A 25165-nucleotide genomic window follows, 5' to 3' on the forward strand; every position below is an offset into this window, starting at 1 on the left:
CAACTTGGTTTTAAAGGATTAATTTTTGATATCGATCAAACTCTTGTGATGCATGGTGCCCCTGCTACAGAACAAGTTATTGAACTTTTTCAAAATCTCAAAGCCATTGGTTTCCAAATTTTTCTTTTGTCAAACAACGACGAAGAAAGAATATCAGAATTTAATCAACACTTATCTGTGCCTTTTATTCCTCTTTCTGACAAACCAAATCCTAAGAACTTTAAAAAAGCTCTTGACATGATGCAGCTAAAACCATTTGAAACAGTTATGATTGGAGATCAACTTTTTACAGATGTGCTCGGAGCTAGTCGTGCAAATATCTCCACTATCTTAGTTGATTTTTTATATGATCCTAAAGAAGGCGGAATTGGTAAAAAACGATGGGTTGAAAAATTAATACTTCATACTTACCCATTTTTGAGACAAAAAAATAAAAATTTAGATGTGATCAAAAAGGAGAAACAACATGGTTTTTTGGAATAAGGATCTATTATTTTGTGAAATTAGTCCTACAACATATAAAATCTCTTTAAAAAAAGAAAATCTAAAACGACATATCCAGAACTTTAAACAAGGAAAAAAATTCTCTAAAATTCGTCAAGAAAAGATATTACCTAACTTAGTTTCATCATATTCTACCCAACTGATAAAACGTGGTCCTGGCATTGATATTACTCTTCAAAAAGGAAAAGCTACTAACATACAGATTGCTAGTAAAAATCTAAATAACATTATCATTCATCCAGGAGAAGAATTTTCTTTTTGGAGTTTAGTTGGTAATACAACTAAGAAAAAAGGATACCAGGAAGGGCGAGTTATTGTTAATGGTAAAGTAGAACCTGATATTGGCGGCGGGCTATGTAATTTAGCTAACTTGCTTCATCTTTTAATTGTTCATAGTCCTATGGAAATTACAGAATTTCATTCTCACTCTGATGCATTAGACCCTGATAAAGGTACTAGGAAACCATTTGCAAATGGAACTTCTGTACAGTATAATCATCAGGACTATCGTTTTAAAAATAATACTGACCAACTTATTCAATTGAGAACATGGACTGAAAATGAGATTCTCTTCGGCGAGTTAAGAAGTGAATCACAATTTCCGTTCACTTATCAGATAGTTGAAGAAAATCATCATTTCAAAAAAGAAGGCAATTATTACTATCGCAACTCCATGATTTATCGTGAAAAACTTGATAGAATAACTGAACAAACTTTGGAAAAAGAGCTTATTTTGAAAAATCATTCAAAAGTCATGTACGATCCGAAACTCATTCCTAAAGAAATGATTAGACAGTAACCTAAGTACTTTTATTTTTAAGAAAAATAACTTAGAATTAACATCAAAAGGAACTTTTATGAACTCACCTAAATTAATTGTTATGCTGACACATAATGATCACACAGTTGAAAATGCTAGTGAAATTTTCGAATCCTGTAAAAACTCTAAAGCTCAGTATTGGGGATTTAAGGAAAAACCTCTTCCTATTTCTGAAATGAAGTCTCTATTCTCCAGAATGAAATCTTGCGGCAAAACTACTTTTCTTGAAGTTGTTGAATATGACGAAGAAAGTGGACTTCACGGTGCAAAAATTGCAAAAGAATGTGGGTGTGATATTTTAATGGGAACTGTCTTCTTTGATTCAATCAATCAATTCTGCAAAGAAAACAACATGAAATACATGCCATTTGTTGGACAAATTACTAATCGCCCATCTATTCTAGAAGGTTCTATCGAGGACATGATTTCTGAGGCAAAGGAATATCTAGCAAAAGGAGTTTACGGATTTGACTTGCTAGGGTACCGATATACAGGTGATCCTGTCAAACTAAACAATGCTTTTGTTCAAGCTATAGAGGCTCCCGTTTGTTTGGCTGGCAGTGTTGATAGTTATGAACGTTTAGATGAAGTCATTGAGGCAAATCCTTGGGCTTTCACAGTCGGAAGTGCATTTTTTGACGAAAAATTTGGCACAGATTTTCATAAACAAATTAATAATGTTTGTAATTATATGGAAAAATAAGGCAAAATATGCTTTATAGCTAACTCTTTAATTTTATCCAATAAATTCGATTTTAATATTAACAAACTACCTTCTAAAAATTAGATTTTGCATCTAATTTTTAGAAGGTAATTTTTTTATTTTGAAATAAATTAGAAATTCAGAAAAAATGCTATAACTCTAAAACCATTTCAACATGAAAAATATTTCATGTTATCACTCTAAAAATCAGTGATGAAAATTCTAATTTTCAGACAAAAAAAGACATCCAAGAGAAAATTCTTGAATGTCTGTAAACGTTGATATAATCGTATTGATTAACGTTTTGAGGCTACCGACCTTGTCAGGTTGCAGCCACATTTATAAGCGACTAAAGTAGCAACAACTGTGTCAATTGCCCCAATTTAGTAAGAAAGTATAAAAAGAACACCCCGAAAGGTGCTCTGTATAAGTATAGTAATTCTTTCGAATTAACGTTTACTAAATTGTGATGCTTTACGAGCTTTCTTAAGACTTGGTTTGAGAGAGAAGCATTTCACTATAAATTAAAATCATTCTATTAAAGCATTTTGTAAGACTACTATACCTTAAAAATTTGAAATTTTTTTACTATAATTGATTGAAAAAGGGAAATATGAATCCTATAATACATTAATTAATCTCAAATAACAAATCTCTCCTCTCACTATCTATTCCTCCATCAGTTTACTTTACTTCATTATTAGCTTAGAATAAACAGATATTTTCATTTTCCAATATTACTTTAATACTACTTAACTCCTTTTTAATTTTTTGTTTATTTTCTTCTTTAAAATCAAAAAGTGATACTGACTTATTAGGGTAAGTACATAATAGCAATCTAACAATAAAATATCTATCTAGACTAAAATTACGTCGGATTCCATCATTTCCCAGCTTCAGAAATTCTTCATAAATATTTTCGTCAAATGGTTTAAATATTGAATCCCACATCCATTTAATAAAACCTTCAAAAATAAAATGATTCACATTTGAATTATTACATAACTTACATAAAAATTCTGAGTATCTTATGTTTTCGATATCTCCTATCAAATTTTGATTATAAATAGAAGTTTTCCATATTTTAAATTCTTCAATCTTCATTACTTCTTTACCAGATCGTTCTGAATAAGCTAAACAGAAAGTCAATACTAAAATAATATCCTCTAATTTCATAAACATCAAAAGATAGTCTAAAGCATTATTATCCATCAAATCTTCGCTAAATTCTCCACTCAATAAAATATTTTTACTACAATTAACTCGTTCATTCTTGAGATATTCTGGCATGTACTTATCACTCATCTTTTTTGAGAATAAATTAATAAAATCGTTATCCTTATACTCCCTATCAATAGTCTTTAAAAAAAGAATTGAAAAAATAGATGAAAAATATTTGCTATTTTCTCCTTCTTTATCAATCTCATTAAAAACATTCAAGAGATCCATTATATCTTTAGGATTTTTCAACTGATTTAAGAAGTTAATATCTTCTACTTTTTCTAGCATTACTAAATATATCCTATAAATACAATAATTTCTTTTTATATTATCGCGATTTGATTTATTATATGGTCGCGACAATCGAACACTTTTTATATCTCCATTACAAATTTGCCAAAATATATCTTGATAATCTTTACTCCTATAAAAGTCTATTTCTATATCAAGCAATTTCGATAAATCTATTATTGCAAGATTTACAATTTCTGTAGGCATTACCTTTAAACGATTTAAGATACTCCACTTGTGTATATAATACCAGTAAATAATGTCTAGATTTCTTTTAAGTAAAATAGCATGAATTATATACCTTATTTTTTTATTTTCTTCAGTTTCAAAATACTTCTTTATTCTTTTTATTAAAACGTCTATTTTTTTCCCTTCACAATTAAATGCAAGATCATAGAACTTATGTAATTCTTCTTCATTTGAACTAACATCTGTACCTCTATTTATAATGTAATCAATTCCTCTTTCAATTTTAAATTGTAAGTCATCCTCTAATCCTACTATAGTTTTAAAACTAAAAATGTTATTGAATAGTTTTTTAAAAGACTGTTCAATTTCTGCTCCTATTTTTATTTTTTCATATAAATTAGTAGTTTTATATAAATAACTTTGTGAAAAGGTTTTACTTGATAATGCTACTGACTCTATCAAAAGCGCCGTACAATAAGTTGAAATGACTACAAACGCAGAAAGCCAAATCACTTTGATATATTCGATGTTTTCATTCATACTCTTAAATATTTTATTAAATATTTCGATATTGAATTCTAACTTTGAACAGATAACAATTATTGGAAAACCAGCTATTAGCCAAAATAGAAGGCTAACAGGAAGTTCATTAAATCTTTTTAACCAGAAATTATCATGGAATTTTAATTTTTTAATATTATAACCTAAATAGAAATTATCTTTATTATCTATATCAACTGTCTGTTTCTCTAGAAAATTTGATATAAATATCATTATTGATACTAGACCAGCTGACATCAAAAACATGTCTTTACCAGTTAATTGAATCGAGATATTTCCCATTATTAATCCTGATAATAACACTATCATCCAAATCGAAATATTTTTTATCGGATGTATTACAATTCCAAGAATAAAGAAAAATAACTTGGAAATTTCTCTTACACAAAATGATAGTACTACTAATAATTTATAAGATAAAATGCCCTTCATACTTTACTATCCCCCTAAAGAACTATTTATTTGCTACTGATATTAAATGAGTATTCATGAAAAACAAAAACTACTATTTATAAGTCTGAGAAACCAGCACCTTTATTATATCATAACAAACATATGTTATTTGCATTAAATCTACAAACTCATAAAAGTGTAACTATTATACTTAGGTTTCCGAAAAATAATGATTTTCCCGAAAGAAATAGATCAACCTAAAAAATTACTGTCTTACTTATGTAATGTTTCTTTAATATAATATAGAAATAAAAAGTATGTAAATGAAAAGATTTATCACATTACTTTTAGTGTCTCTATCTACAATTTTATTAATTGCATGCTCTAACCAATCAAGCAATTCTTTAGATGGCGAATACCGTTGAATAAACGAGAGTAGAAATGAAGTTGCCTTTACCATTTCAGGTAACAAAGGAGAGGCCGACACCTTTACAATTGATAAAGACAGTGCAACAATCGAACCGACTGGCTCTAATATCATAAACCGAAAAGAGAATTATACCTTCAAGGATGACGTATTCACTGTAGATATTTCAGGAACAAAGCAGGAGTATTACAAAAAGGATAGTGAAGAAATACAGCGACAAGTAAAACCCTCAAACTATTTGATATTCTTTATACAATAAAAACGCTTTTGTACTGACCCCAAAAGTTAGATTTTTTCTGTCTAACTTTTGGGGGTCAGTACACACCCGCATAGCGGGTATTTTTTTGTCTCGCACCTAGCGGAGTGAGACAGGCTAATAGTCACATAATAAAAAATTTACTTAAAGTCAGATTTTAAATACTTTAGAATAGTTCTTTCTAAAACTTACTCCCAAATTTTTTTGCTCGTATAATTCATCAGGGGTTTGGGGATTCCCCAAAATTCAAATCATCCCAAAAAGTACATACACTTTGTGTATACAAATTTTAGGATGATTTTGGGAGTGTGTGTATACAGACTCTGAGCTCGCAAAGTCATATTATGAGAAATCTTTCCTTCTCGATAAAATAATCCCAAAAATCAATTTGACTGTCATTTGTGTGTACAAATATTTTAAGAAGATATATAAAAAACGCTGCAAAATTTTTAACAGCGTTTCCTTATTTTAAAATTCTCATATGTCTTTCTTTTTTATGGTTAGCATCATAGTATTCCAGCATCGCATGATACAAACGAGCCTTCGTTTTATCTTGTTGTTTAATTCCATGAAGAAATAATTCTGCTCGCTTTAATTTCAATATGTATTCACATATCTGATCAAAATCCTTATCCATATTACTTTTGAAAATAAACATCTTTTTCCTCCATCACATCAACTATTTTTTGCATCAAAATAGACATATCCATTTTGTTTTCATAGCTTATTCTCCCAACTACAGTTGCAAGACGGGCTATAGAATTGATATTCTTTCCGACTTGTTCCAATTCTTCTATCAAAGGAACTAACGCTTCAAAAGAGACTTTTTGGATGTTCAAATCTGTTCGTATTAATTTTTGTCTAGCAAACTCAGAAAAATTACGAATATTTTCCTTCCTCATACAATCATTTAATTTTTTATTTTCTTCTTCCGTCAAAAACACCTGTTTCAACACAGATTTTATTCTCATGGTCCTATCACCTCGTTTTCTTATTTAGTCGTTTTACAAGTTCTTTCACTTGTTTACTTGTCTTCTTTTCATATTCTATCATCAGCTCAACGCAGTAGTGAAATATCCTTACATTATCCAAATCCTCACTTTGTTCTGCTATTCTTTCTAACTGACGTAAGTTATTGATAATTCTTCTAACTTGAAATATAAAGTCATGATAAGATTCAAAATCAAATTGAAGATAAATAGGCGAGCTCTTAAATAACATTTTTCTGGCATAAGAGGAAAAACTTAGATGATTTGTCATTTCAATCAAGTTATTCACTATTTCATTTTGCTCTTCAGTGATATAACATTTCTTTAGAACAGTCCGATATCTACTCATTTATCATATACTTCTTTCTGGCATTTTCATGAGCAATAGCTTTGCACTCCAGCATACGTTCCTGCTTTAAATTCTCCATAGACTTAAATAAATACGCCAAAGGAGACGTCGCATCCTCAGGAATCCGTTCAATCATGCTAATGACTTCATCACTAGTTACATACCCACTAGCCAAATACTCGCCTATCTTCATCTTCTGAGCATGTGTTAAAGTGTAATTGTTAGGATACAAAAATCTATCATTGTACTTATAAGAAATGGATTCTAACAAAGAATAATATTTGGGTGGAATATAAGTTTCAGGCTTTCTAGAACTATTATCCAGTATATTCTCAATCTCTTTCTTATTCTTACTCTTGTTCTTAATCTCTTGCGTTACATTATCATTTTCATCCGTTACTGTAACGTTACAGTCTAAAACGAGTTGTGGCTCGCCTGTAATTAGTGCTTTTTGTTTTTGTCTATGACGAGCAACACGTTCCCTAGTTTGTTTTCTAATCTTTTCTAGTCCATCTATATTCTGATGTTTCTCCCATTTTGGAATGGTAATAGCGCCATCTATGATTTCTATCATGCCAAATTCTTCAAACATGCTGAGAGCTAATTTTACAGATGTAGCCTTTCGCCTAAACACTGTTGAAAGCATCTCTTCTGTGTAATAAACCTTGTTCCCTAGACTTAATATGCCACTATTATTTTGCTTTCCTGCAAGCACCAGAATTTTAAACCATATTACAATAAGAGTATCTCCTTCTGGCATTGATTCTATTAGCTGAATTTTTTCATCATCAAATATATCTGTTGTTATCTTGATCCACTGAACACCATTCATACGAGTACCTATCTTTCATATTGCTTCAACCATCGTGTTACTGCTCTTTTATCGTATAAAGTCACTCCATCAATCACCATGGTTGGCATTCCTTCTTTCGTCCATTTTTGGATTGTTGTCGTAGATACATCTAACCACCTAGACAAACCTGACATACGAACCATAGGTTTATAAAGTTCTTTATCTTCAAATACTCTTGCTACAGCATTTGAAATCATCTCATCATAGTGAGCACGTAATTGCTTCTCTAATTCTTTAGGAAGCTGGACAACTAAAGTAGTTTCCGACATAAATTCACACCTCATTTCTAAATTAAATAAGCTCCGAAACCATTTAATTTGTTATTCATTTTGAATTATATATCCTTTTTGAATTTTTGTCAAGCTTTTTTATTCAAAAAGAATAAAATGTGTTATAATGATAAAAAGGAGGTTCTTATGACGAATCATATTACTAAACTGATAGAAAATAGCGGAAAAAAATTGACAGAAATTAGCGAAGCTACAAATATAGCCTATCCTACACTTTCTGGATACAATCAAGGAATCCGCAAACCTAAAAAAGATAATGCTGAAAAATTGGCAAAATACTTTAATGTTTCCGTCGCTTACATTATGGGACTTGATAGCAACCCACACGCTCCATCAAATCTTAAAATTGTTACAGATAGTTTCAAAACATCTAAAATTGGTTCTGTGACACCTTTTAAAAGCGATATGGAGAAGTTAAAGAAGAGCATCGAATTTGGCGAAAGGGCATTAACACTACCACTTGATGATAGTTTTTCAGATGAATTTCGTCATATATTCTCAGAATATCTAGCTGAGAAAAACAAACGTTTTATGTCTGAGTTTATAGATTATATGAATCACCAAAATAAAGATTCTAAAGTTTGGCAGAGCTGGATTAAAACAGACGAATACGCTATCCGCCAAGAAGATAGAAAAAATAGATAGACACTCATTTCTCAATTACATAAGCTCCGAAAACTTAGATACGGAGAAAAAATGTCTATACACAAATACAAAACAAAAAAAGGAATCCTATACTATGTCAGCTTTTACATTGGCTTAGATGCTTATGGAAAGAAAAAAAGGCACTTAAAGAGAGGGTTCAAAACCAAAAAAGAGGCAAAATTGTACGAAGCTCGTTTAGAAGCTGGTGTCGTTGCCCCCACAGTAAATACCGACAAACCTAACCCCAAAGTCACTTATAAAGAACTTTATCAAGAATGGTTTAAGGCCTATGTTGGTACCGTTGAAGAAACAACTTCTTCCCAAACTAAGAATATCTATCGAATACATATTCTACCAATATTTGGCGATAAATTTATTGACCAAATCAGTCCTTTAGACTGTCAAAACTTTATTACACAAAAATCTCAGACTTTCAAAAATATCAAACAGATAAAATCCTATACCTCAAAAATTTTTGATTTTGCAATCAACATGAACTACATTGATCGAAATCCAATGAAGAATGTTATCATGCCTAAAATCAAAAAAATTAGATCAGATAATTTTTGGTCTCTGGAGGAATTACATCATTTCCTTGATATAGTGAAAGAAACTGAGCCATTTAAACATTTTGCTCTTTTTAGACTTCTTGCATTTAGTGGACTTCGAAAAGGGGAGTTATACGCTTTAAAATGGGCTGATATTGACTTTGATAGCAAACTATTGAACATAGACAAAAGTCTAGGAAGAATTGACGGTAAAGCAATTGAAAAGAGCACAAAGAATGAATCTTCAGTTCGCACAATCTATCTTGATGATGAGACAATCGATATTATTAAGCAATGGAGAAATTTCTATCTGAAAGAACAATCTCTGTTGCCTCTTACAAAACTAAATATCAGTAACGAATATATGTTCTCTTACATATCAAGCAATGACAAAATTGAACCTTTGCATGCTGATTACATTAATAATGTACTGAATCGAATTATTAAAAAGCATAAATTAAAACCAATTAGCCCACATGGGTTTAGACATACACATGCAACACTTATGTCTGAAATTGGAATCGATCCTTCTAATACATCAAAACGTCTCGGTCATGCAAGCAGTCAGATGACATTAGATGTCTATACTCACACCACAAAAACTGGTGAGAAAAACTCTATTGACAAATTTGCAGATTATCTCAATAAAGCAAAATAGAATTATGATTTTTAAAATTTTGAAGAGGTTATCAGAAGGTTATCACAAAGCTATTCTAGCTCAAAAATCGACAAAAAAGCACTTTGCAAAATCTTTGCAAAGTGCTTTGAAACGTTGATATAATCGTATTGATTAACGTTTTGAGAATTGTGATGCTTTACGAGCTTTCTTAAGACCTGGTTGGGGCACCACTTATTTCATCTAATTTCAAAGTTCTTTAAAATCAACGTTTTCATAAGTTTTTAAAAAATAAAATTTCAACTAATTTCAATCAGTTTGATTAAAATAAGGTAAACTTTCATTAAAAATAAGATAAAATCGAACCAGAATATCAAAAGTTTACCCTGTACAAAATTTATATATACCAGAACAACAACATAGAAAAGAGAGCTAGGCACTCTCTTTTTTTATCTATATTTTCGTTTTCCTGCCAATGCAAGGAGGCCAGTGCTTGCTCCAATTAGAGCTAGGAGGCCTGATTCTTTCTCTCCTGTATTTTGATAGTTATTTCTTAGATTCAGCTTTTGCGTTGGTAACTTTTGCAGGCACTTGATATACTTTATCAATTTTAATCATTATAAATATCATGTCGTGTTAGTCTATCTTCATAAATTACTTCTGCCATTAATTCACCAGATAAGTTCTTTTTTGCGTTAGAAACTAGCCAATCAAGAAGATATTCTTTGGTATAATTTCTACCAAACGCTTTGTTATACATATACATTGCATGTAAATTGTCTGAAGATTTTTCAATACAATCAAGCAATCCAAGTTCATTTAGATTTTGTGCTAAAATAATTGAATCTTTTTTTAGTAAATCCATGTAGACTTTTTTTCTATATATCTCATTGGTAATTGATTCCATTTTTTCTAAAACAATATCCAATACTATACTATTTTTCTTAGGTATTGTATTTATTTGATTATTTTTGAATTCTTTTTCATATCGTTTTAATTGTGATAATGATAACGAACCTGTCTTCTTTGTGTAAATATTATAATCGAAATATCTTTTCAAAAATTCTTCCATGCTAATTTTATCTTTTTTTCTCTGTTCATATAGAATTTCTGCCAAATTTTTTGAAATAAACTCTCGTTGCTTTTCTTCCTTTAAATCTCGAAAATAAAAATACATTAGCTTATCCTCTTATTCTTTTATATATTTCTAGTATAAAACATTTTTAAAAAAGTGTCAAAAGTTTCTAATTAAATGAACCTGGATTATGAATAAATGCCGTTTACAAAAGTATTCACTTATGGAATAATAGGCTCATAAGTTGGCCGACTTATAAATTAGTAGTTGCTGTCACTATTGCACTATCAACAGACAGTTTAGGCTTATCTGCCTATGTTGATGCTTATAGAAGCCATGGAGGTAATAATATGGCAATTCCAAGTTGGAAAAGAACTCTTGAAGAAGTTCTAAAACATAAAACACAAGCTACAATAATGAGTAGCGAGAAAACTGGAAACAAATATACAGTTGATGTAATTCCAGTTCTACAAGTAGTTTCAACTGGCTCCGTTGCAAACGTTGATGGAAAATTTAAATATTCAATCGTTGATACCAAAAACAATCTAGAATATACTATTAAAACAACAAATGCAGTTGATGTTAAATTTGGTACCATTCTTCATTTTAGAAATGTTCGAGGCGGTACTACATCAGGCGAACATGGTTGGTATGCTGCTGATTCCGTCACAATTGTTGAAAAATAAAGGGGAAATTAATATGGAAATTCACGAACTTATGAGAGCATTATTGCTACATAATCTTCATGCAAATGGTGTCTTACCCACCCTGGATATTTCACACAGAGAATACGACTTAAATTCTAATTCGTTTTTGCATATATTTACTGGGGAAGTTCTTGTTAGCGGAAGTAACCTACTTGAAATTTTGTCATCTAGCTGGTTTGATACCCACAAATTAACGGAAGCAATTTTACGGGATTTCGAAAAATATGAACCAGCTAAAAACCTACAAGTAAGTGCTGAACTCAATGATTCTCAGGTAGTTATCAGTTACTACATTACTGTGAGCATTTAATTTTTTGAGCAGCTGGTGTATATTTCAGCTGCTCTTCACTTTGAGGAGGAAAAATGTTTTACTTTTTATTCAATATTTTATTAGTATTTTTTCTTTGGTATGCTCTGATTTATTCATTTATTTTCTTAAAAAGACGAGCTGATTTTTTTACTGGTAAAGTAGTAAAAACAAAAAATTTAAAGGTAGTTTCTTTACAAATCTTACTATACCAGGTTGAAACGATTTTTCACTTGGCTAAATCTATATTTAATAAATTCCAAATCTACTTCGAAGAAAAAAATACTCATAAGAGAAAAATAATAGTTCTCCAAAATGTAGTGTACCATTTAAACCAGAATTTAAACAGAGATCTTGAAATCAAGACTGTTTCTCCTTCAACTAGTAACGGAGTCGGTGTTTGGATTTATCTAGTGAACAATTTAAATGATGATGAAAAATTCTCACTAGAAAACTACTTCATAGGAGTTATTTCTAAATACACTAGTGAGTTTGCATTGGATGTATTAACTGTTGAACAGGTCATAGGCGCTGGTTGGGTTGCTATATTCGATGTCAAAACAATCGAAGAGGCAACATACAATCGTATGGCAAGACAGACTGAAATCAATCAAGAAGAAGACTTCTAAGATGATTAAAAACGTTTTTGAAGTCAACAACAGAGGTCAACCCACTCCTGTTTCTATTGATATAGACAGACACTATGCCTGGGTCGTTGCTGGACCATCAGGAGTAGGCAAGTCTACGTTTTTACGCAGGCTCATAGGATTGATTTCCTTTTATGACGAAACTGCTGAAGCATATTTCATGGATTTTAAAGCTGATGAAGATATGTTTTCAATGACTGGAAATCATGTTGCTAGAAGTTTTGAATGCCTCGACTTGTTTGAGACTGTTTATAATCGTTTTAAAGCCAGACTTAATAAGCAAGAAGAAAACTCTCATAATCTTTACCTGATTTTCGATGAGTGGCAAGCTTTCCTAGCTTATCTAGAACAGACTGATAAGAAGAAACATAAAGATATTTTATCAAAAATGTTGATGATGAATAGCATGGGTAGAAGTCTAGGTTTACGAATTATTCTGTCTAGTCAGCGGTTCTTAATGGTAGATTTACCAGGTCGGTATAACTTCAACTGTATAATTTCATTATCTACTAGTTTTCTCATGTCTACGAATAACAGGCAACTCCTTTTTCCTGATATGGAAAAAGATGAAGTTGTAGTAAAACCTAGAGGATATGGCTATTTTCAGCTAGAAGGGGAACCTGTTAAGATGTTTCGCACTATTCAAGTAAGAGACGAAGAACGGTTAAACCAGCGGATACAAGAGCTATTTTCAAGATATAGCTAGCGATTTTTCTGCTACACTTGTTTGATGCGACACTGCCCTTGCAAATGGTTTCATCGGTATAGGTGTCGGCACGACCTCATTAGCAGAAAAATGCCTATTTGCAAGGGCTTGAGGGGTGGAGATTTTTTAAGCGCAACGATGCCAAAGGCAGGGAGTGAAGCGCCAAAAAATACTACCCCGTCCCTTGTTGAATTGGCAAGCGTTCTCGGTTCGATGGGGTTTCATCGGGCAGGAGAGGCTGGGGGTTGGGCAAAGCCCCTAGATAAGATTTATTGGGGTTACTACGACCCCCAATAAATCAATATTCAATAATCATAGAAAGAAGACAAAATGGCAAAAAAACAACGTTCTAATAAATGGGCTTTTCTCATCTATAAAGAAAGTGCTCCAGAAAATTATTTAGATATTTTCGAAGAGTTACACATTCCATTTATTCTTAGTCCTTGGCACGACAAGGATATAAACAAAGAAACGGGAGAATTTAAGAAAGCACATAAGCATGGAGCATTCTACTTTGATTCTCTCAAAAGCTACTCTCAGGTGTCAGAGTTTATCCAAGATAAACTAAACGGTCCTAGCCATGTGGAACCTGTCATGTCACCAAAAGGTATGTACGATTATTTCATACATGCAGAGAACCCTGAAAAAACTTTATACAGCATAGAGGATATTGAATCAGGTTGTGGATTCGAACTTGATAAGTTCTTGATAGAGCAAAATTCAAATTTATTTTTGGAAACTGTTATCGATGTAATTACCGATAACAATTTTACCGAGTTCGAAGACTTAGTTCACTACGCTAGGAACAAAGATATTTCACTACTGGGATTAATAATTGAACGAACCTACTTTTTTACAAAATTTTTAGATTCTAGACGTTATAATCCCCAAAACAATAAAAAAACCTCATCAGAAGATACTTTGGCGAGCAATTCTGATGAAGTAGGTACAGAAGATTATAAATCTCCTGATACTTCAATTGTAGCACAATAGGGAGGATATTATGCAAGTTATTTTACCAGATGAGCAAATTAATCAGATTCAGCACCTAATTTCTGAACTAATCAAGAAAGAAATTGAAATTAGGTTAAACAATAATAATCTTAACAGTCCGTTTTTAAATAAACAACAGGCTTGCCAATATTTGGGTATCTCAAACAATACTCTTGATAGTTGGATTAAACAAGGACTGCCTACAATAAAAATAGGCAAGACTATACGATTTAATAAAGAGGCCATTAATTCATGGCTTTACTCACAAAACTAGAAATATCTATATTTTTGTTTTATAATAGTCATGATATTTTCTGGTTCGATACACAACAAGGAGAATATCATGACTATCAGTAAGACAAAAAACGGAACTTATCGCTTAAAAGTCTATATCCCAATTGAAGCACGAATGCCACTTGGAATTGTCAATAGCAATTATTACGATAAGAGATTCAAAACGAGAAAGGAGGCAAGGCAAGCTGAGATAGACTTGCTTACCAAGTTAAATCAAATAGAGGATAATGAGTTTTCAGGACTAGCAAAAGGAGATATTCTTTTCTCAAACTTCTATAACAATATCTGGTGGGACTCTTATAAAGCAGGACAAACTACATCCACTTCTAAGCCACCAAGCAAGTCAACAATTGCTAATACCAAAACATGTTTTGAAAAGCATATACTACCACTTCTTGGCAACTATACGATTCAATTTTTAAACCAAAATAAACAGGTTATTCTAAATTTGATGACGGCAAAAGCTAACGAATATGCAAACTTCAAAACTTTACGAAGTTACGTTATTTCTATTTTTGATTGGGCGGAAGAACTTGAGTATATTGAATCAAATAGAGTTGCAAAAACTTTAAGACGAATTAAGGCTGTAAAAAAAATTCAACTTGCAGAATCAAAACGTGATGAAGATTTATATTTAACTCATGAGCAACTCCAAGAGTGGTTTTCAGCCTTTAAAGAGGATTTAGAGAATGATAAAATATCACTCAAAGATTACGTCCTTTTCTATCTCACTTTTTTCCTCGGAGATAGAAAATCAGAAACATATGCTCTCCAGTGGAAACATATCGACTTTTCAAAATCTCAGATTCAGTTAATTCAGGCTTTAGATAGATACGGACAAGTAAAATCTACCAAAGGAAATAAAAAAACAATCTTTTCTATTTCTAGTGACTTACTTCAACTTCTGACTTCATGGAAAAAACAACAAAAATATGAACTGGCAAAGTTTGGTATCATCAGTAATCCAGAACAATTCATCTTTACTTACATAGATACCAAAGGTAATATCAATAAACCTTTACATTCTGACTATCTCAATAATAAGATGAAAACTATCAGAAAGCGACACCCAGAGCTTACACACGCTACGCCACACAAACTACGTCATACGGGAGCAACGCTCGCTAAACAAGCAGGAATGAGCTTAGAAGCCATTTCTGAAGCTCTAACTCATAGCGACACAGGTACAACACAGATTTATGTCAATACTTCTAATGTAGTCCCTATGGCCGTCGGTGAATTTGCCTTACAGTCTCTAAAATAATAAGGTGAAAATAAGGTAAACTTTGAGGTGAACTTTTTCAAAAAACATAAAAAAAGCACCCATGAGGTAAACTCTTGAGTGCTTTGAAACGTTGATATAATCGTATTGATTAACGTTTTGAGAATTGTGATGCTTTACGAGCTTTCTTAAGACCTGGTTTCTTACGTTCAACTTTACGTGAGTCACGTGTAAGAAGTCCTGCACGTTTCAATGAATCGCGGAAGTCTGGGTCTACTTGAAGAAGGGCACGAGCGATACCGTGACGGATAGCTCCTGATTGACCTGCGTATCCACCACCTACAACGTTAACGAAAACGTCGTATGAACCTACAGTTGAAGTAACTGCGAATGGTTGGTTGATTACAAGACGAAGGTCAGCGTGTGGGATGTACTCTTCAACATCTTTTTTGTTAACAGTGATTTTACCAGTTCCTGGAACAAGGCGAACGCGTGCAACAGCGTTTTTACGACGTCCAGTACCTGCATATTGTGCTTGTGACATACTTTATTGTTCCTTTCCTTAGATAAGTCCTGAAATATCAAGGACTTCTGGTTGTTGTGCAGCGTGAGTGTGCTCAGCTCCAACAAATACTTTCAACTTCATACCTTGAGCGCGTCCAAGAGTATTGTGTGGAAGCATACCTTTAACTGATTTCTCGATCAAACGTACTGCATTTTTAGAACGAAGTTCACCTGCAGAGATTTGTTTCAATCCACCTGGGTGGTTTGAGTGAGTGTAGTAAATTTTATCAGTTGCTTTTTTACCAGTCAATTTAACTTTTTCAGCATTGATAACAATCACAAAGTCACCTGTATCAGTGTGTGGTGTAAATGTTGGTTTGTTTTTTCCGCGAAGTACGCTAGCAACTACTGCAGAAAGACGTCCAAGTGGTACATCAGTTGCGTCAACTACGTACCATTTACGTTCAACTTGGCCTGGTTTAGCCATAAATGTTGTTTTGTTCATGATTTCTCCTATATATAGTTCGATTTTTGTTTACGGTGATGGGTGTTCCTTCCCATCGAAAAGTATTTGGAAGGTTCCGGGGCCTTTCAAATGGGGTAAACAATACCGCCTACTATAATACCAAATTTCACCCCTAAAAGTCAATAGATATGAAAAATATTTTTCTGAATTCCACTCTTTTTATCTCTAAAAAACCTCGCTTTCGCGAGGCTCTTCTATTTATAAGATAAGGCACGTTTAAAGGTTTTCCAAGGACCTAAATCATCTGTCTGCAAAACGAGACTAGCATACATACGCCCGATAAAGACTGTTGCCGTTACTGCAAAAGCAATCGTAATAGCAAGCGAAATCCAAGCTTCTAACCCATTTGCATAACCATTAATAGCTCTAAACGGCATGAAGAAAGTCGAAATAAAGGGAATATATGAACCAATCTTCAAGATGAGATTGTCACCAGCTGCACCTAGAGCTGTCACTCCAAAAAAACCACCTATAATCAAAATCATCAAAGGCGACAAGGCTTTTCCTGCATCCTCAGGACGAGAAACCATAGAACCTAGGAAGGCTGCTAAAACAACGTACATAAAGAGGCTAACCAAGACAAACAATAAGGTGTTGAGCGAGAAAGCCTCTCCTATATGGTTTAAAATACCAGATTGTGCCAAGATTGGTAGGTCTTTAAAGAGAAGAATGGCAGCAAGTCCACCCACGACGTAAATGCCAATATGGGTCAAAATCACAAGAAGCAGAGCCAGCATGCGAGCGTAGAAATAATGACTAGCTTGGATACTAGAGAAGACCACCTCCATAATTTTGGTTCCTTTCTCGCTAGCCACTTCCTGAGCAGTGACACTAGCATAGGTAATCAAAATCATATAAAGGAAGAAACCAAGCCCTGCGGCAGCAATGGTTTGAACAATTTTTTTGTTTTCCTTGGATTCATCAATTTTCTCCGTAAAGTTAACTGTTTGTTCCAAGCGTTTTTCCTGTTCTTGTGACAAATTGGCTGCCGAACGATTGAGTTGATCTTGAAGCTCATTTAACTTGCTCGTTACTCCTAGCTTAATAGCACTCTCAAGAGAAGTTTCACCATGATAGACGGCCTTGAGGACGCTGTCCTCTTGGTCAATGGTTAGGTAACCCTTGATTTTCTCATCTTTGATAGCAGCTTGGGCACTGGCTTCATCCTGATAATCAAAGTTGATACCGTTGGTACCCTTAAGCCCATCTCCCACAGATGGCACAGTTGTTACTACTGCTATCTTACTATTCTTAGCAATAGAAGACCCTTGGAGATAGCCAATTCCTCCAGAGAGACCGATAAACAAGAATGGTGAAATCACCATAAAGAAGAAACTCCACGATTTGACATGTCGAAGATAGGTTTCCTTCATTACAACCCACATAGTTCTCATACTTCCACCCCTGATTCTAGTTTAAAGATTTCATCGATTGTTGGCGCTTGCTGGTCAAAGGTTGCGATATATTGCCCCTGAGTCAAGATTGGGAAGAGTTCCCTTCCAGCGCTCTCATCCTCCAAGATCAATTTCCAACTACCTTGTTTGGTCAAGCTCACCTGTTTGACATGAGGAAGATTTTCCAATTCTTCCTTGCTTCGTTCACTTGAAACAAAGAGACGCGTTTTCCCGTATTGATTGCGGACATCCTGAACTGGCCCATGCAAGACCACACGGCCATCTCGAATCATGAGAATATCGTCACAAAGCTCCTCGACGTTGGTCATGACATGGTCAGAAAAGATAATGGTTGCCCCACGTTCTTTTTCTTGAAAAATGACTTGCTTGAGCAATTCTGTATTGACTGGGTCCAATCCACTGAAAGGCTCATCCAAGATAATCAAGTCTGGCTCATGAATCAGAGTAATGATGAGCTGAATCTTCTGCTGATTTCCTTTTGACAGACTCTTGATTTTATCAGTCAGCTTCCCTTTCACTTCCAACCTCTTCATCCATTGAGGGAGTTTTTCCTTGATTTCTTTGGCATCCATACCCTTTAGAGTCGCCAAGTAGCGAACTTGTTCAAGGACTGTCAATTTAGGCATGAGACTGCGTTCTTCAGGCAAATAGCCAATCCGAGCATAGGTCTCTTGACGAATATCCTGACCATCTAGACTGATTTCTCCTTGGTATTCTAAAAACTTCAAAATACTGTGGAAAACCGTTGTCTTCCCAGCACCATTTTTCCCGACTAGTCCCAAAATACGACCTGGTCGCGCTTGAAAGTCAATACCAAACAAAACTTGCTTGGATCCAAAACTTTTCTCTAGACTTCTTACCTCTAGCATCTTTCACCTCCGAAATGTCTTGCACTCATTATACTCCTTTTTGATAGCCTTTACAATGATTTCTGTCCATTTTCATTATCCTCATTTTAGTAAAAAATCTTAGGGTACTTTGAGTTATGAGTACATTATACACTGGTAAGCTCCAATTTATCTTCTCTGTTCCTCAACTGTCTATTTTTGATCCTGAATTGTTATTTGAAAAGCAAAAATCCACCCCGAAGGATGGATTGATACTTTAACGCACTTCTGCGTTCACTTTTTCTTCGAGAGACGCTTGGATTTTTTCCATATAGCGTGCGACTTCTTCGTCCGTTAAGCTGTCTTCTGGATTTTGGAAGGTCAAGCTATAAGCCATTGACTTCATACCAAGTCCCAATTTCTCACCTGAGAAGACGTCAAAGAGTTTAATATCTGTCAAACGTTTTACGCCTGCAGCTTGGATCGCGTCCACAACTTCTTGGTGAGTGACTTCTGCCTTGAGGAGAAGGGCAACGTCACGGCTGACTGCTGGGAATTTGGTGATTTCCACAAATGGAGTAGCAGGTTGAAGGGCCACTTCGATTGCTGAAAGGTTAAGCTCAGCTACATACGTTTCTGGAATATCGTAGGCCTTAGCAGTGACTGGATGCACTTGTCCAAGGAAACCAAGAACTTGGTCACCGAGTGAAATCATAGCTGTACGTCCTGGGTGGAGGCTAGCTATTTCAGATGTTGCCGTATAGGTCACTTCTAGTCCCAAACGAGCAAAGAGGGCTTCAAGGATTCCTTTAGCATAGAAGAAATCAACTGGAACTGCTGCTGTTTGGAAATCTTTTTCAGCAACCAAGCCTGTCAAGGTAAAGGCAAAGCTGTTGATCTCATTTGGAAGTTCTTCTTTTGGATTACCTGTTTGTTCGAAGACTTTTCCAATCTCATAAAGGGCCAAGTTTTTGTTCTTACGAGCCACATTGTAGGCAACGGTATCAAGGATACCAGAAATCATATTTTGACGGAGGACAGAACGGTCCACTGTCATTGGCCACATGAGTTCAGTAAGGTTACTTGGTTGAGCCGTAAACTCAACTGCTTTTTCAGGAGTTGTTAGAGCATAGGTGATGATTTCTGTCAAACCTGCTCCTTCAGCAATAGTACGAACTTGACGGCGGAGCTTTTGTGTCGCAGTCAATTCACCTGCTGTACCATCGTCTTTTGGAAGGCTGGTTGGCAAGCGGTCATATCCGTAGATACGAGCGATTTCTTCAAAGAGGTCTGCTTCGATAGTGATATCCCAGCGACGACGTGGAACGCTGACTGTAAAGCTGTCTGCATTTCCAGAAAGACCAAAGCCAAGACGACGGAAGACGTCTTCTACATCCGCGTAAGAAAGTTCTGTACCAAGGACACGGTTAACATCAGCAAGAGTTGAAGAAACTTCCACATCAGAGGTATCAAGTTCACCCGCTGAAACGATACCCTTACGCACAGTCGCACCTGCAAGCTCTGCAATCATGCTAGCTGCCGCATCAAGAGCTTCGTTAACAGTTGCCACATTGATCCCTTTTTCAAAACGAGAAGATGACTCAGAACGAAGGTTGAGGCGACCGCTGGTCTTACGGATAGATTTGCCATTGAAAACAGCAGCTTCAAGGACAACACGACTAGATTTCTCAGAAATTTCTGTTGTTTGACCACCCATAACACCTGCAAGAGCAACTGGCTTGTCAGCGACAGTGATGACTAGGTCATTTGTTTCCAAGTCACGTTCTTCACCATCTAAAGTCACCAATTTTTCACCAGCACGCGCTTCACGTACACGGATCTCACTCCCTTCAAAGGTATCCAAGTCAAAGGCATGCATTGGTTGACCAAAGTAGAGAAGGATGTAGTTGGTCACATCCACTACGTTATTGATTGGACGGATTCCTTCGTTCATAAGAAGATTTTGCAACCATTGTGGACTTGGTGCGATAGTAACATTATCCAAGATACGAGCAGCATAGTAAGGCGCCTTGTCTGTCTCGATGCCCACAGAAAGAGCATCTGCTGCAGCTTGGTCAGTTTCTGAAAGAGTAAATTCTTTAAAGTTGACTGCCTTATCATAGATAGCTGCTACTTCGTGAGCCACCCCACGCATAGAAAGGGCGTCTGCACGGTTTGGTGTGATAGAAAGTTCGATGATTTCATCATCCAAGTCTAAGTATGAGAAGACTTCATCCCCAGGAACAGCATCTTCTGGCAAGATTTGGATGCCATCTGCGAATTCCTTAGGCACAACTGAATCAGAAATTCCCAATTCACCAAGCGAACAGATCATTCCAAGTGACTCAAGACCGCGGATTTTCCCTTTTTTGATTTTGTAGTTGTCAGCGATACGAGCTCCTGGAAGTGCCACCATGACCTTGATACCAGCACGCACATTCGGTGCACCACAGACGATTTGACGGGCTTCTTCTTCGCCAACGTTAACCTGACAAACATGGAGGTGAGTTTCTGGCACATCTTCGCAAGACAAGACCTCACCGACGACAATTTTTGAGAGACCAGCAGCCGGTGATTCGACACCTTCTACCTCGATCCCTGTAGTTGACATTTTTTCAGCCAACTCTTGTGATGGTACATCAATGTCCACCAATTCTTTTAACCATTTATAAGATACAAGCATAATTTATTTCTCCAGAATGACAGTTGTCACTCTAGTTCTTTTCCTTTCCTATCATTTCAATAGAAGAATCATCTTCTTACCTTAATTTCTTTCTCAGTAACCAATCCGTATCTACTTTTTGACCAACCATAAAATGATGTTGGCTAAATTTTTCAAAACCATATCGATTATAAAACGCTTGAGCTTTTGTATTATGCTCCCAAACACCTAACCAAGCCCAAGAAAAACTATTTTTTGTAGCAAGTTCAAGAGCGAATTCAAACAGTTGCTTACCGAATCCAAATCCTTGAAATTTTTGTAGCACATAGAGGCGTTGAATTTCAAAAGCACCCTCTAATTCTCTCTCAGTCTGAGCACTTCCCCAGTTGACTTTGAGAAAACCAGCTATCTCCTCTTCATGCATAATGAAATAGGTTTCGGATTCTGGATTTTCCAACTCAGTTGACAAAACTCTCAGACTATAAGCCTCTTCAAAGTATTCCTGTAACTGCTCTTCTGTATTATCATGAGCAAATGTTTCACGAAAGGTTTGTTTGGCAATTTTAGCCAACACCTCAACATCTGCCATTTCTACTTTTCTAATCATTATTTAAACTGTTCTGAGAAGCGGACATCTCCTTGGTAGAATCCACGAATATCGTTGATTCCGTAACGGAGCATAGCTACACGCTCTTGTCCAAGACCAAAGGCAAATCCAGAGTAAACAGTCGCATCGATACCACTCATTTCAAGGACACGTGGGTGAACCATACCGGCACCCATAATTTCGATCCAACCAGTTTTCTTACATACGTTACAGCCTTCTCCGCCACACTTGAAGCAAGAAACATCCACCTCAACAGATGGCTCTGTGAATGGGAAGTAGGATGGACGCAAACGAATTTGACGCTCTTCACCAAACATTTTTTGAACGATCAATTGAAGGGTTCCTTGAAGGTCAGCCATAGAGATGTTTTTCCCAACAACCAAGCCTTCGATTTGGTGGAATTGGTGACTGTGGGTTGCATCGTCTGTGTCACGACGGAACACACGCCCTGGTGAGATCATTTTCAAAGGACCTTTAGAGAAATCATGGGCATCCATAGCACGCGCCTGAACTGGAGACGTGTGAGTACGGAGTAAGATTTCTTCTGTGATATAGAATGTGTCCTGCATATCACGAGCTGGGTGGTCTTTTGGAAGGTTCATACGTTCAAAGTTGTAGTAGTCTTGCTCCACTTCAAAACCATCCACGACTTGGTAACCCATACCGATGAAGATATCTTCGATTTCTTCACTGGTTTGGGTCAAAACGTGACGATGACCAGTCGCAACTGGACGACCTGGAAGCGTCACATCGATACTCTCACTAGCCAGTTGAGCCGCGACTTTCTTTTCTTCCAAGAGCTTAGCTGTTTCTTCAAAGGCTGCTGTCAAGACATCACGAGCTTCATTGACGTGTTTCCCGATGATTGGACGCATCTCAGCAGAAACATCTTTCATCCCTTTGAGGATTTCAGTGAGCGAACCCTTTTTACCAAGGACTGAGACACGCAAATCTTGCATCTCTTTTTCATTTTCAGCAGTAATCTGCTTCAAGCTAGCCAGCGTTTCTTCGCGAAGCGCTTTTAATTGTTCTTCAATAGTTGACATAATTCCTCCATCAGTCGCTCGTAGATAAAAAGAAAACCACATGCCAAAAACTCCACTCGGAGCGTTGACACGCGGTACCATCCGTTTTCATCTGACAAGTCAGACCTTCATTTCTAAATCCATGCGCAAGTGAATTCACCCAGCTTTCATATAGAGAGCTTGCAGTCACGGCTCTCCTCCCTGATATACTTCCCTTGAGTTACTAGTCTTGCGGATTCCTATTCAATTACTACTTAGTTTATCAGATTTTTACCATTCTTGCAAGACCTATCTCACTTCTGCTTGCTTTTAAATCGCCATTGGAAGCGAAGCTTGTCATAGAAGGGAAATTCGATAAACAAGACTCCCAAGCCCACACAGAGACTGGCAAGAACGTCTGATGGATAATGAACTCCCAGATAGACCCTTGATACCAACACACTGACTAGGTAGAGAGCAAGGACGATTTGCACGATTTTTCTCCAGACTGGATTTTTAATCCGTTGACTGAGGATGACAATCAGAGTGCCGACCATCAAGGTTACAGCCAGAGAATGCCCACTTGGAAAAGAAAATCCCTTCTCCTCTACCAAGTGTAAAATAGCTGGTCGTGGGCGCTGGTAGATATTTTTAAAGGTCACGATTAAAAGACCTGCTAAAGCCAGATTTCCCAGCATGAAGAAACTTTCTATCTTCCATCGCTTACGATAAAAGACAAAAGCTGTAATGACAACCCAAGTGATAATCACTGGGATATCAATCAGGCGTGTAATGGCTCGGAAGAGAATAGTCAAATAATCTGGCAAGTCTCCTCGAACGGCAGTCTGTATCGGTTGGTCAAAACCGACCAGCGTTTCAGGATAAAATTTGACCATGTAGCCAAGAATAACGAAAAGTAAAAGGGCAAAACTGCCCTTCATTAAAAATGTTTGTTTATCTTTCATAGTGTTTTAAGGTTGGTTTCAAGAGAACGTACAACAACCAGAATGAAACGGAAAAGATTACACCCTCAATCAAGTTAAAAGGCAACACCATAGTCATTAGGTAGTTGGAAAGTCCCAAAATTTTTCCAATATCAAAGTTAGCAAACTTAGCGTACAAAGGAACAGCATAAACATAGTTGAGAACCAACATAGCCACGGTTAAACCAATAGTCCCAGCTAGAGAGCCTAGTAGGAAACGAAGGCTTGTCCGTTCCTTTTTCCAAATCAAAGCAAATACGATGACAAAAACTCCTAAAGCTACGATATTCATCGGCAAGCCAATATAAGTATTCACTCCCTGACTGTTAAGAAGCAGTTTCAAGAGTGAGCGAAGCAAGAGAACTCCTAGAGCAGCAGGCAAATCCATGACCACCAAGCCCACAAGGACTGGCAAAATACTAAATTCAATCTTGAGGAAGGACGCCGCTGGTAAAAGCGGAAAGTCAAAGTACATCAGCACAAATGAGATGGCTGATAAAATCGCAATGGTCGAAAGTCGACGTGTGTTTGTCATAACAGGTTCCTCCAATTTTCTATAAAATCAGAAGAAGTTAGAAAGGATTCCTCTATCTATTCTCACTTTTTATATCTCAAAAGTTCCCTCTCACTCTATTAAAGAAAATAAAAGCAAGCGGTTACAATTTAGCTATAAATCTATCAGAACAGACAAAGCTATTCTTTCGTCTTCTCCCATCCAGACTATACTGTCGGTTGTGGAATCTCACCACATCAGCTTGCGCTCGCGGACTTATTTAGCTAAGATATTTTAGATTTATCTAGGCGTCGCAGTCGAAGATAATACTTAAAGTATATCGAGACAAGACAACGACGAGAAAGCTAAAATAGATAGTCAAATTTACCGCCGGTCGGGAATTTCACCCTGCCCTGAAGACTCTTTTATCATAACAAAAAACGCTTGCAAGCGCAAGCATTTTGTTCATTTTCATTTTCATTTTTTATTTCAATTTATCCACTTCATAGGTATGAACAAGCTCAAGACCTGCAAAGTT

Annotated in this window: 29 protein-coding genes, 1 pseudogene and 1 riboswitch; of the genes and pseudogenes, 13 read left to right on the forward strand and 17 right to left on the reverse strand. The window is 35.6% G+C overall.

Annotation, left to right across the window (positions count from 1 at the left end):
• From PAN06_RS06675 to PAN06_RS06685, 3 genes are all read left to right on the forward strand, one after another.
• The coding region (locus tag PAN06_RS06675; RefSeq protein ID WP_269795914.1) for a YqeG family HAD IIIA-type phosphatase at positions 1 to 483 on the forward strand (483 nt) is incomplete at its 5' end.
• Entirely contained in the window at positions 467 to 1303 is an 837-nt protein-coding gene (locus PAN06_RS06680) for a VanW family protein (protein ID WP_084861945.1), read from the forward strand. The genes PAN06_RS06675 and PAN06_RS06680, both read left to right, overlap by 17 nt.
• A 58-nt stretch (positions 1304 to 1361) precedes the next feature.
• Entirely contained in the window at positions 1362 to 2027 is a 666-nt protein-coding gene (locus tag PAN06_RS06685) for a hypothetical protein (RefSeq protein WP_269795915.1), read from the forward strand.
• Between the two features lie 705 nt (positions 2028 to 2732).
• On the opposite strand, the gene PAN06_RS06690 is transcribed toward PAN06_RS06685, so the two are convergent.
• Positions 2733 to 4721, reverse strand: coding sequence for a hypothetical protein (locus tag PAN06_RS06690; RefSeq protein WP_269795916.1), 1989 nt, complete (start codon positions 4719 to 4721; stop codon positions 2733 to 2735).
• A gap of 284 nt (positions 4722 to 5005) precedes the next feature.
• Here PAN06_RS06690 and PAN06_RS14370 point away from each other — a divergent pair.
• Positions 5006 to 5368: pseudogene (locus PAN06_RS14370) on the forward strand (hypothetical protein).
• 460 nt (positions 5369 to 5828) lie between these two features.
• On the opposite strand, the gene PAN06_RS06695 reads toward PAN06_RS14370, so the two are convergent.
• Genes PAN06_RS06695 through PAN06_RS06715 form a run of 5 tightly spaced genes read right to left on the reverse strand, consistent with a single transcriptional unit; the run spans position 5829 to position 7825 of the window.
• On the reverse strand, positions 5829 to 6023 hold the full coding sequence (locus PAN06_RS06695; RefSeq protein WP_000469564.1) for a hypothetical protein: 195 nt from the start codon (positions 6021 to 6023) through the stop codon (positions 5829 to 5831).
• A complete protein-coding gene (locus PAN06_RS06700) occupies positions 6004 to 6336 on the reverse strand; it encodes a hypothetical protein (RefSeq protein ID WP_269795917.1) in 333 nt (110 codons plus the stop codon). Before PAN06_RS06700 ends, PAN06_RS06695 begins: the two co-directional genes overlap by 20 nt.
• Before the next feature lie 7 nt (positions 6337 to 6343).
• On the reverse strand, positions 6344 to 6703 hold the full coding sequence (locus PAN06_RS06705; RefSeq protein WP_000092745.1) for a hypothetical protein: 360 nt from the start codon (positions 6701 to 6703) through the stop codon (positions 6344 to 6346).
• Positions 6696 to 7535: a phage replisome organizer N-terminal domain-containing protein gene (locus PAN06_RS06710; protein ID WP_001014727.1), complete on the reverse strand. Its 840-nt coding sequence runs from the start codon at positions 7533 to 7535 to the stop codon at positions 6696 to 6698. Before PAN06_RS06710 ends, PAN06_RS06705 begins: the two co-directional genes overlap by 8 nt.
• A gap of 8 nt (positions 7536 to 7543) precedes the next feature.
• Entirely contained in the window at positions 7544 to 7825 is a 282-nt protein-coding gene (locus tag PAN06_RS06715) for a hypothetical protein (RefSeq protein ID WP_000005472.1), read from the reverse strand.
• 147 nt (positions 7826 to 7972) lie between these two features.
• On the opposite strand from PAN06_RS06715, the gene PAN06_RS06720 reads away from it, so the two are divergent.
• Entirely contained in the window at positions 7973 to 8491 is a 519-nt protein-coding gene (locus tag PAN06_RS06720) for a helix-turn-helix transcriptional regulator (RefSeq protein WP_000181350.1), read from the forward strand.
• Between the two features lie 51 nt (positions 8492 to 8542).
• Positions 8543 to 9697: a site-specific integrase gene (locus tag PAN06_RS06725; RefSeq protein ID WP_269795918.1), complete on the forward strand. Its 1155-nt coding sequence runs from the start codon at positions 8543 to 8545 to the stop codon at positions 9695 to 9697.
• 407 nt (positions 9698 to 10104) lie between these two features.
• Here the strand turns inward: PAN06_RS06725 and PAN06_RS06730 are convergent, their stop codons facing one another.
• Positions 10105 to 10263 carry an LPXTG cell wall anchor domain-containing protein gene (locus PAN06_RS06730; protein ID WP_243701284.1) on the reverse strand — a complete coding sequence of 53 codons (159 nt, stop codon included), beginning with the start codon at positions 10261 to 10263 and terminating at the stop codon, positions 10105 to 10107.
• 2 nt (positions 10264 to 10265) lie between these two features.
• Complete coding sequence (locus tag PAN06_RS06735) at positions 10266 to 10832, reverse strand: hypothetical protein (RefSeq protein ID WP_132972627.1); 567 nt, start codon at positions 10830 to 10832, stop codon at positions 10266 to 10268.
• Positions 10833 to 11080: 248 nt separating this feature from the next.
• Here PAN06_RS06735 and PAN06_RS06740 point away from each other — a divergent pair, with 248 nt between their 5' ends.
• The 7 genes from PAN06_RS06740 to PAN06_RS06770 all read left to right on the forward strand — a co-directional run bounded on the left by PAN06_RS06740 (position 11081) and on the right by PAN06_RS06770 (position 15648).
• Positions 11081 to 11416, forward strand: a complete 336-nt coding sequence (locus PAN06_RS06740) for a hypothetical protein (protein ID WP_132972629.1) — start codon at positions 11081 to 11083, stop codon at positions 11414 to 11416.
• 13 nt (positions 11417 to 11429) lie between these two features.
• Positions 11430 to 11747 (forward strand): hypothetical protein, encoded by a 318-nt coding sequence (locus tag PAN06_RS06745; protein WP_132972631.1) that lies wholly within the window; start codon positions 11430 to 11432, stop codon positions 11745 to 11747.
• A 53-nt stretch (positions 11748 to 11800) separates the two neighbouring features.
• On the forward strand, positions 11801 to 12373 hold the full coding sequence (locus PAN06_RS06750; RefSeq protein WP_132972633.1) for a hypothetical protein: 573 nt from the start codon (positions 11801 to 11803) through the stop codon (positions 12371 to 12373).
• A 1-nt stretch (position 12374) separates the two neighbouring features.
• Positions 12375 to 13097, forward strand: coding sequence for a hypothetical protein (locus PAN06_RS06755; RefSeq protein ID WP_132972635.1), 723 nt, complete (start codon positions 12375 to 12377; stop codon positions 13095 to 13097).
• Positions 13098 to 13427: 330 nt separating this feature from the next.
• Complete coding sequence (locus PAN06_RS06760) at positions 13428 to 14090, forward strand: replication protein (RefSeq protein ID WP_132972637.1); 663 nt, start codon at positions 13428 to 13430, stop codon at positions 14088 to 14090.
• Between the two features lie 10 nt (positions 14091 to 14100).
• Positions 14101 to 14364: a helix-turn-helix domain-containing protein gene (locus tag PAN06_RS06765; RefSeq protein ID WP_132972639.1), complete on the forward strand. Its 264-nt coding sequence runs from the start codon at positions 14101 to 14103 to the stop codon at positions 14362 to 14364.
• A 69-nt stretch (positions 14365 to 14433) separates the two neighbouring features.
• A complete protein-coding gene (locus tag PAN06_RS06770) occupies positions 14434 to 15648 on the forward strand; it encodes a site-specific integrase (protein ID WP_165941779.1) in 1215 nt (404 codons plus the stop codon).
• A gap of 109 nt (positions 15649 to 15757) precedes the next feature.
• On the opposite strand, the gene rpsI is transcribed toward PAN06_RS06770, so the two are convergent.
• From rpsI to PAN06_RS06815, 9 genes are all read right to left on the reverse strand, one after another.
• The gene (gene rpsI / locus PAN06_RS06775; protein WP_000075973.1) at positions 15758 to 16150 is read right to left on the reverse strand and encodes a 30S ribosomal protein S9; all 393 of its coding nucleotides are present in this window, start codon (positions 16148 to 16150) and stop codon (positions 15758 to 15760) included.
• Between the two features lie 18 nt (positions 16151 to 16168).
• Positions 16169 to 16615, reverse strand: a complete 447-nt coding sequence (rplM, locus tag PAN06_RS06780; RefSeq protein ID WP_001044624.1) for a 50S ribosomal protein L13 — start codon at positions 16613 to 16615, stop codon at positions 16169 to 16171.
• A 215-nt stretch (positions 16616 to 16830) separates the two neighbouring features.
• Entirely contained in the window at positions 16831 to 18030 is a 1200-nt protein-coding gene (locus PAN06_RS06785) for an ABC transporter permease (RefSeq protein WP_269795919.1), read from the reverse strand.
• Positions 18027 to 18920, reverse strand: a complete 894-nt coding sequence (locus tag PAN06_RS06790) for an ABC transporter ATP-binding protein (RefSeq protein WP_269795920.1) — start codon at positions 18918 to 18920, stop codon at positions 18027 to 18029. Before PAN06_RS06790 ends, PAN06_RS06785 begins: the two co-directional genes overlap by 4 nt.
• Positions 18921 to 19155: 235 nt before the next feature.
• Positions 19156 to 21561 (reverse strand): phenylalanine--tRNA ligase subunit beta, encoded by a 2406-nt coding sequence (pheT, locus tag PAN06_RS06795; protein ID WP_269795921.1) that lies wholly within the window; start codon positions 21559 to 21561, stop codon positions 19156 to 19158.
• 76 nt (positions 21562 to 21637) lie between these two features.
• Complete coding sequence (locus tag PAN06_RS06800; protein ID WP_269795922.1) at positions 21638 to 22147, reverse strand: N-acetyltransferase; 510 nt, start codon at positions 22145 to 22147, stop codon at positions 21638 to 21640.
• On the reverse strand, positions 22147 to 23193 hold the full coding sequence (pheS, locus tag PAN06_RS06805; protein ID WP_000103743.1) for a phenylalanine--tRNA ligase subunit alpha: 1047 nt from the start codon (positions 23191 to 23193) through the stop codon (positions 22147 to 22149). Before pheS ends, PAN06_RS06800 begins: the two co-directional genes overlap by 1 nt.
• 272 nt (positions 23194 to 23465) lie before the next feature.
• Positions 23466 to 24116: a phosphatase PAP2 family protein gene (locus PAN06_RS06810; protein WP_269795923.1), complete on the reverse strand. Its 651-nt coding sequence runs from the start codon at positions 24114 to 24116 to the stop codon at positions 23466 to 23468.
• On the reverse strand, positions 24106 to 24669 hold the full coding sequence (locus PAN06_RS06815; RefSeq protein ID WP_261124960.1) for an ECF transporter S component: 564 nt from the start codon (positions 24667 to 24669) through the stop codon (positions 24106 to 24108). The genes PAN06_RS06810 and PAN06_RS06815 overlap by 11 nt, the downstream gene beginning before the upstream one ends.
• Before the next feature lie 164 nt (positions 24670 to 24833).
• A riboswitch (FMN riboswitch) is annotated at positions 24834 to 25052 on the reverse strand.
• Between the last annotated feature and the right edge of the window lie 113 nt (positions 25053 to 25165).

Source organism: Streptococcus sp. SM3 (assembly GCF_027497875.1).

Coding starts and splice junctions, on each gene's coding strand:
- PAN06_RS06680 (WP_084861945.1), top strand. CDS start 467: ATGGTTTTTTGGAATAAGGATCTATTATTTTGTGAAATTAGTCCTACA.
- PAN06_RS06685 (WP_269795915.1), top strand. CDS start 1,362: ATGAACTCACCTAAATTAATTGTTATGCTGACACATAATGATCACACA.
- PAN06_RS06690 (WP_269795916.1), bottom strand. CDS start 4,721: ATGAAGGGCATTTTATCTTATAAATTATTAGTAGTACTATCATTTTGT.
- PAN06_RS06695 (WP_000469564.1), bottom strand. CDS start 6,023: ATGTTTATTTTCAAAAGTAATATGGATAAGGATTTTGATCAGATATGT.
- PAN06_RS06700 (WP_269795917.1), bottom strand. CDS start 6,336: ATGAGAATAAAATCTGTGTTGAAACAGGTGTTTTTGACGGAAGAAGAA.
- PAN06_RS06705 (WP_000092745.1), bottom strand. CDS start 6,703: ATGAGTAGATATCGGACTGTTCTAAAGAAATGTTATATCACTGAAGAG.
- PAN06_RS06710 (WP_001014727.1), bottom strand. CDS start 7,535: ATGAATGGTGTTCAGTGGATCAAGATAACAACAGATATATTTGATGAT.
- PAN06_RS06715 (WP_000005472.1), bottom strand. CDS start 7,825: ATGTCGGAAACTACTTTAGTTGTCCAGCTTCCTAAAGAATTAGAGAAG.
- PAN06_RS06720 (WP_000181350.1), top strand. CDS start 7,973: ATGACGAATCATATTACTAAACTGATAGAAAATAGCGGAAAAAAATTG.
- PAN06_RS06725 (WP_269795918.1), top strand. CDS start 8,543: ATGTCTATACACAAATACAAAACAAAAAAAGGAATCCTATACTATGTC.
- PAN06_RS06735 (WP_132972627.1), bottom strand. CDS start 10,832: ATGTATTTTTATTTTCGAGATTTAAAGGAAGAAAAGCAACGAGAGTTT.
- PAN06_RS06740 (WP_132972629.1), top strand. CDS start 11,081: ATGGCAATTCCAAGTTGGAAAAGAACTCTTGAAGAAGTTCTAAAACAT.
- PAN06_RS06745 (WP_132972631.1), top strand. CDS start 11,430: ATGGAAATTCACGAACTTATGAGAGCATTATTGCTACATAATCTTCAT.
- PAN06_RS06750 (WP_132972633.1), top strand. CDS start 11,801: ATGTTTTACTTTTTATTCAATATTTTATTAGTATTTTTTCTTTGGTAT.
- PAN06_RS06755 (WP_132972635.1), top strand. CDS start 12,375: ATGATTAAAAACGTTTTTGAAGTCAACAACAGAGGTCAACCCACTCCT.
- PAN06_RS06760 (WP_132972637.1), top strand. CDS start 13,428: ATGGCAAAAAAACAACGTTCTAATAAATGGGCTTTTCTCATCTATAAA.
- PAN06_RS06765 (WP_132972639.1), top strand. CDS start 14,101: ATGCAAGTTATTTTACCAGATGAGCAAATTAATCAGATTCAGCACCTA.
- PAN06_RS06770 (WP_165941779.1), top strand. CDS start 14,434: ATGACTATCAGTAAGACAAAAAACGGAACTTATCGCTTAAAAGTCTAT.
- rpsI (WP_000075973.1), bottom strand. CDS start 16,150: ATGTCACAAGCACAATATGCAGGTACTGGACGTCGTAAAAACGCTGTT.
- rplM (WP_001044624.1), bottom strand. CDS start 16,615: ATGAACAAAACAACATTTATGGCTAAACCAGGCCAAGTTGAACGTAAA.
- PAN06_RS06785 (WP_269795919.1), bottom strand. CDS start 18,030: ATGAGAACTATGTGGGTTGTAATGAAGGAAACCTATCTTCGACATGTC.
- PAN06_RS06790 (WP_269795920.1), bottom strand. CDS start 18,920: ATGCTAGAGGTAAGAAGTCTAGAGAAAAGTTTTGGATCCAAGCAAGTT.
- pheT (WP_269795921.1), bottom strand. CDS start 21,561: ATGCTTGTATCTTATAAATGGTTAAAAGAATTGGTGGACATTGATGTA.
- PAN06_RS06800 (WP_269795922.1), bottom strand. CDS start 22,147: ATGATTAGAAAAGTAGAAATGGCAGATGTTGAGGTGTTGGCTAAAATT.
- pheS (WP_000103743.1), bottom strand. CDS start 23,193: ATGTCAACTATTGAAGAACAATTAAAAGCGCTTCGCGAAGAAACGCTG.
- PAN06_RS06810 (WP_269795923.1), bottom strand. CDS start 24,116: ATGAAAGATAAACAAACATTTTTAATGAAGGGCAGTTTTGCCCTTTTA.
- PAN06_RS06815 (WP_261124960.1), bottom strand. CDS start 24,669: ATGACAAACACACGTCGACTTTCGACCATTGCGATTTTATCAGCCATC.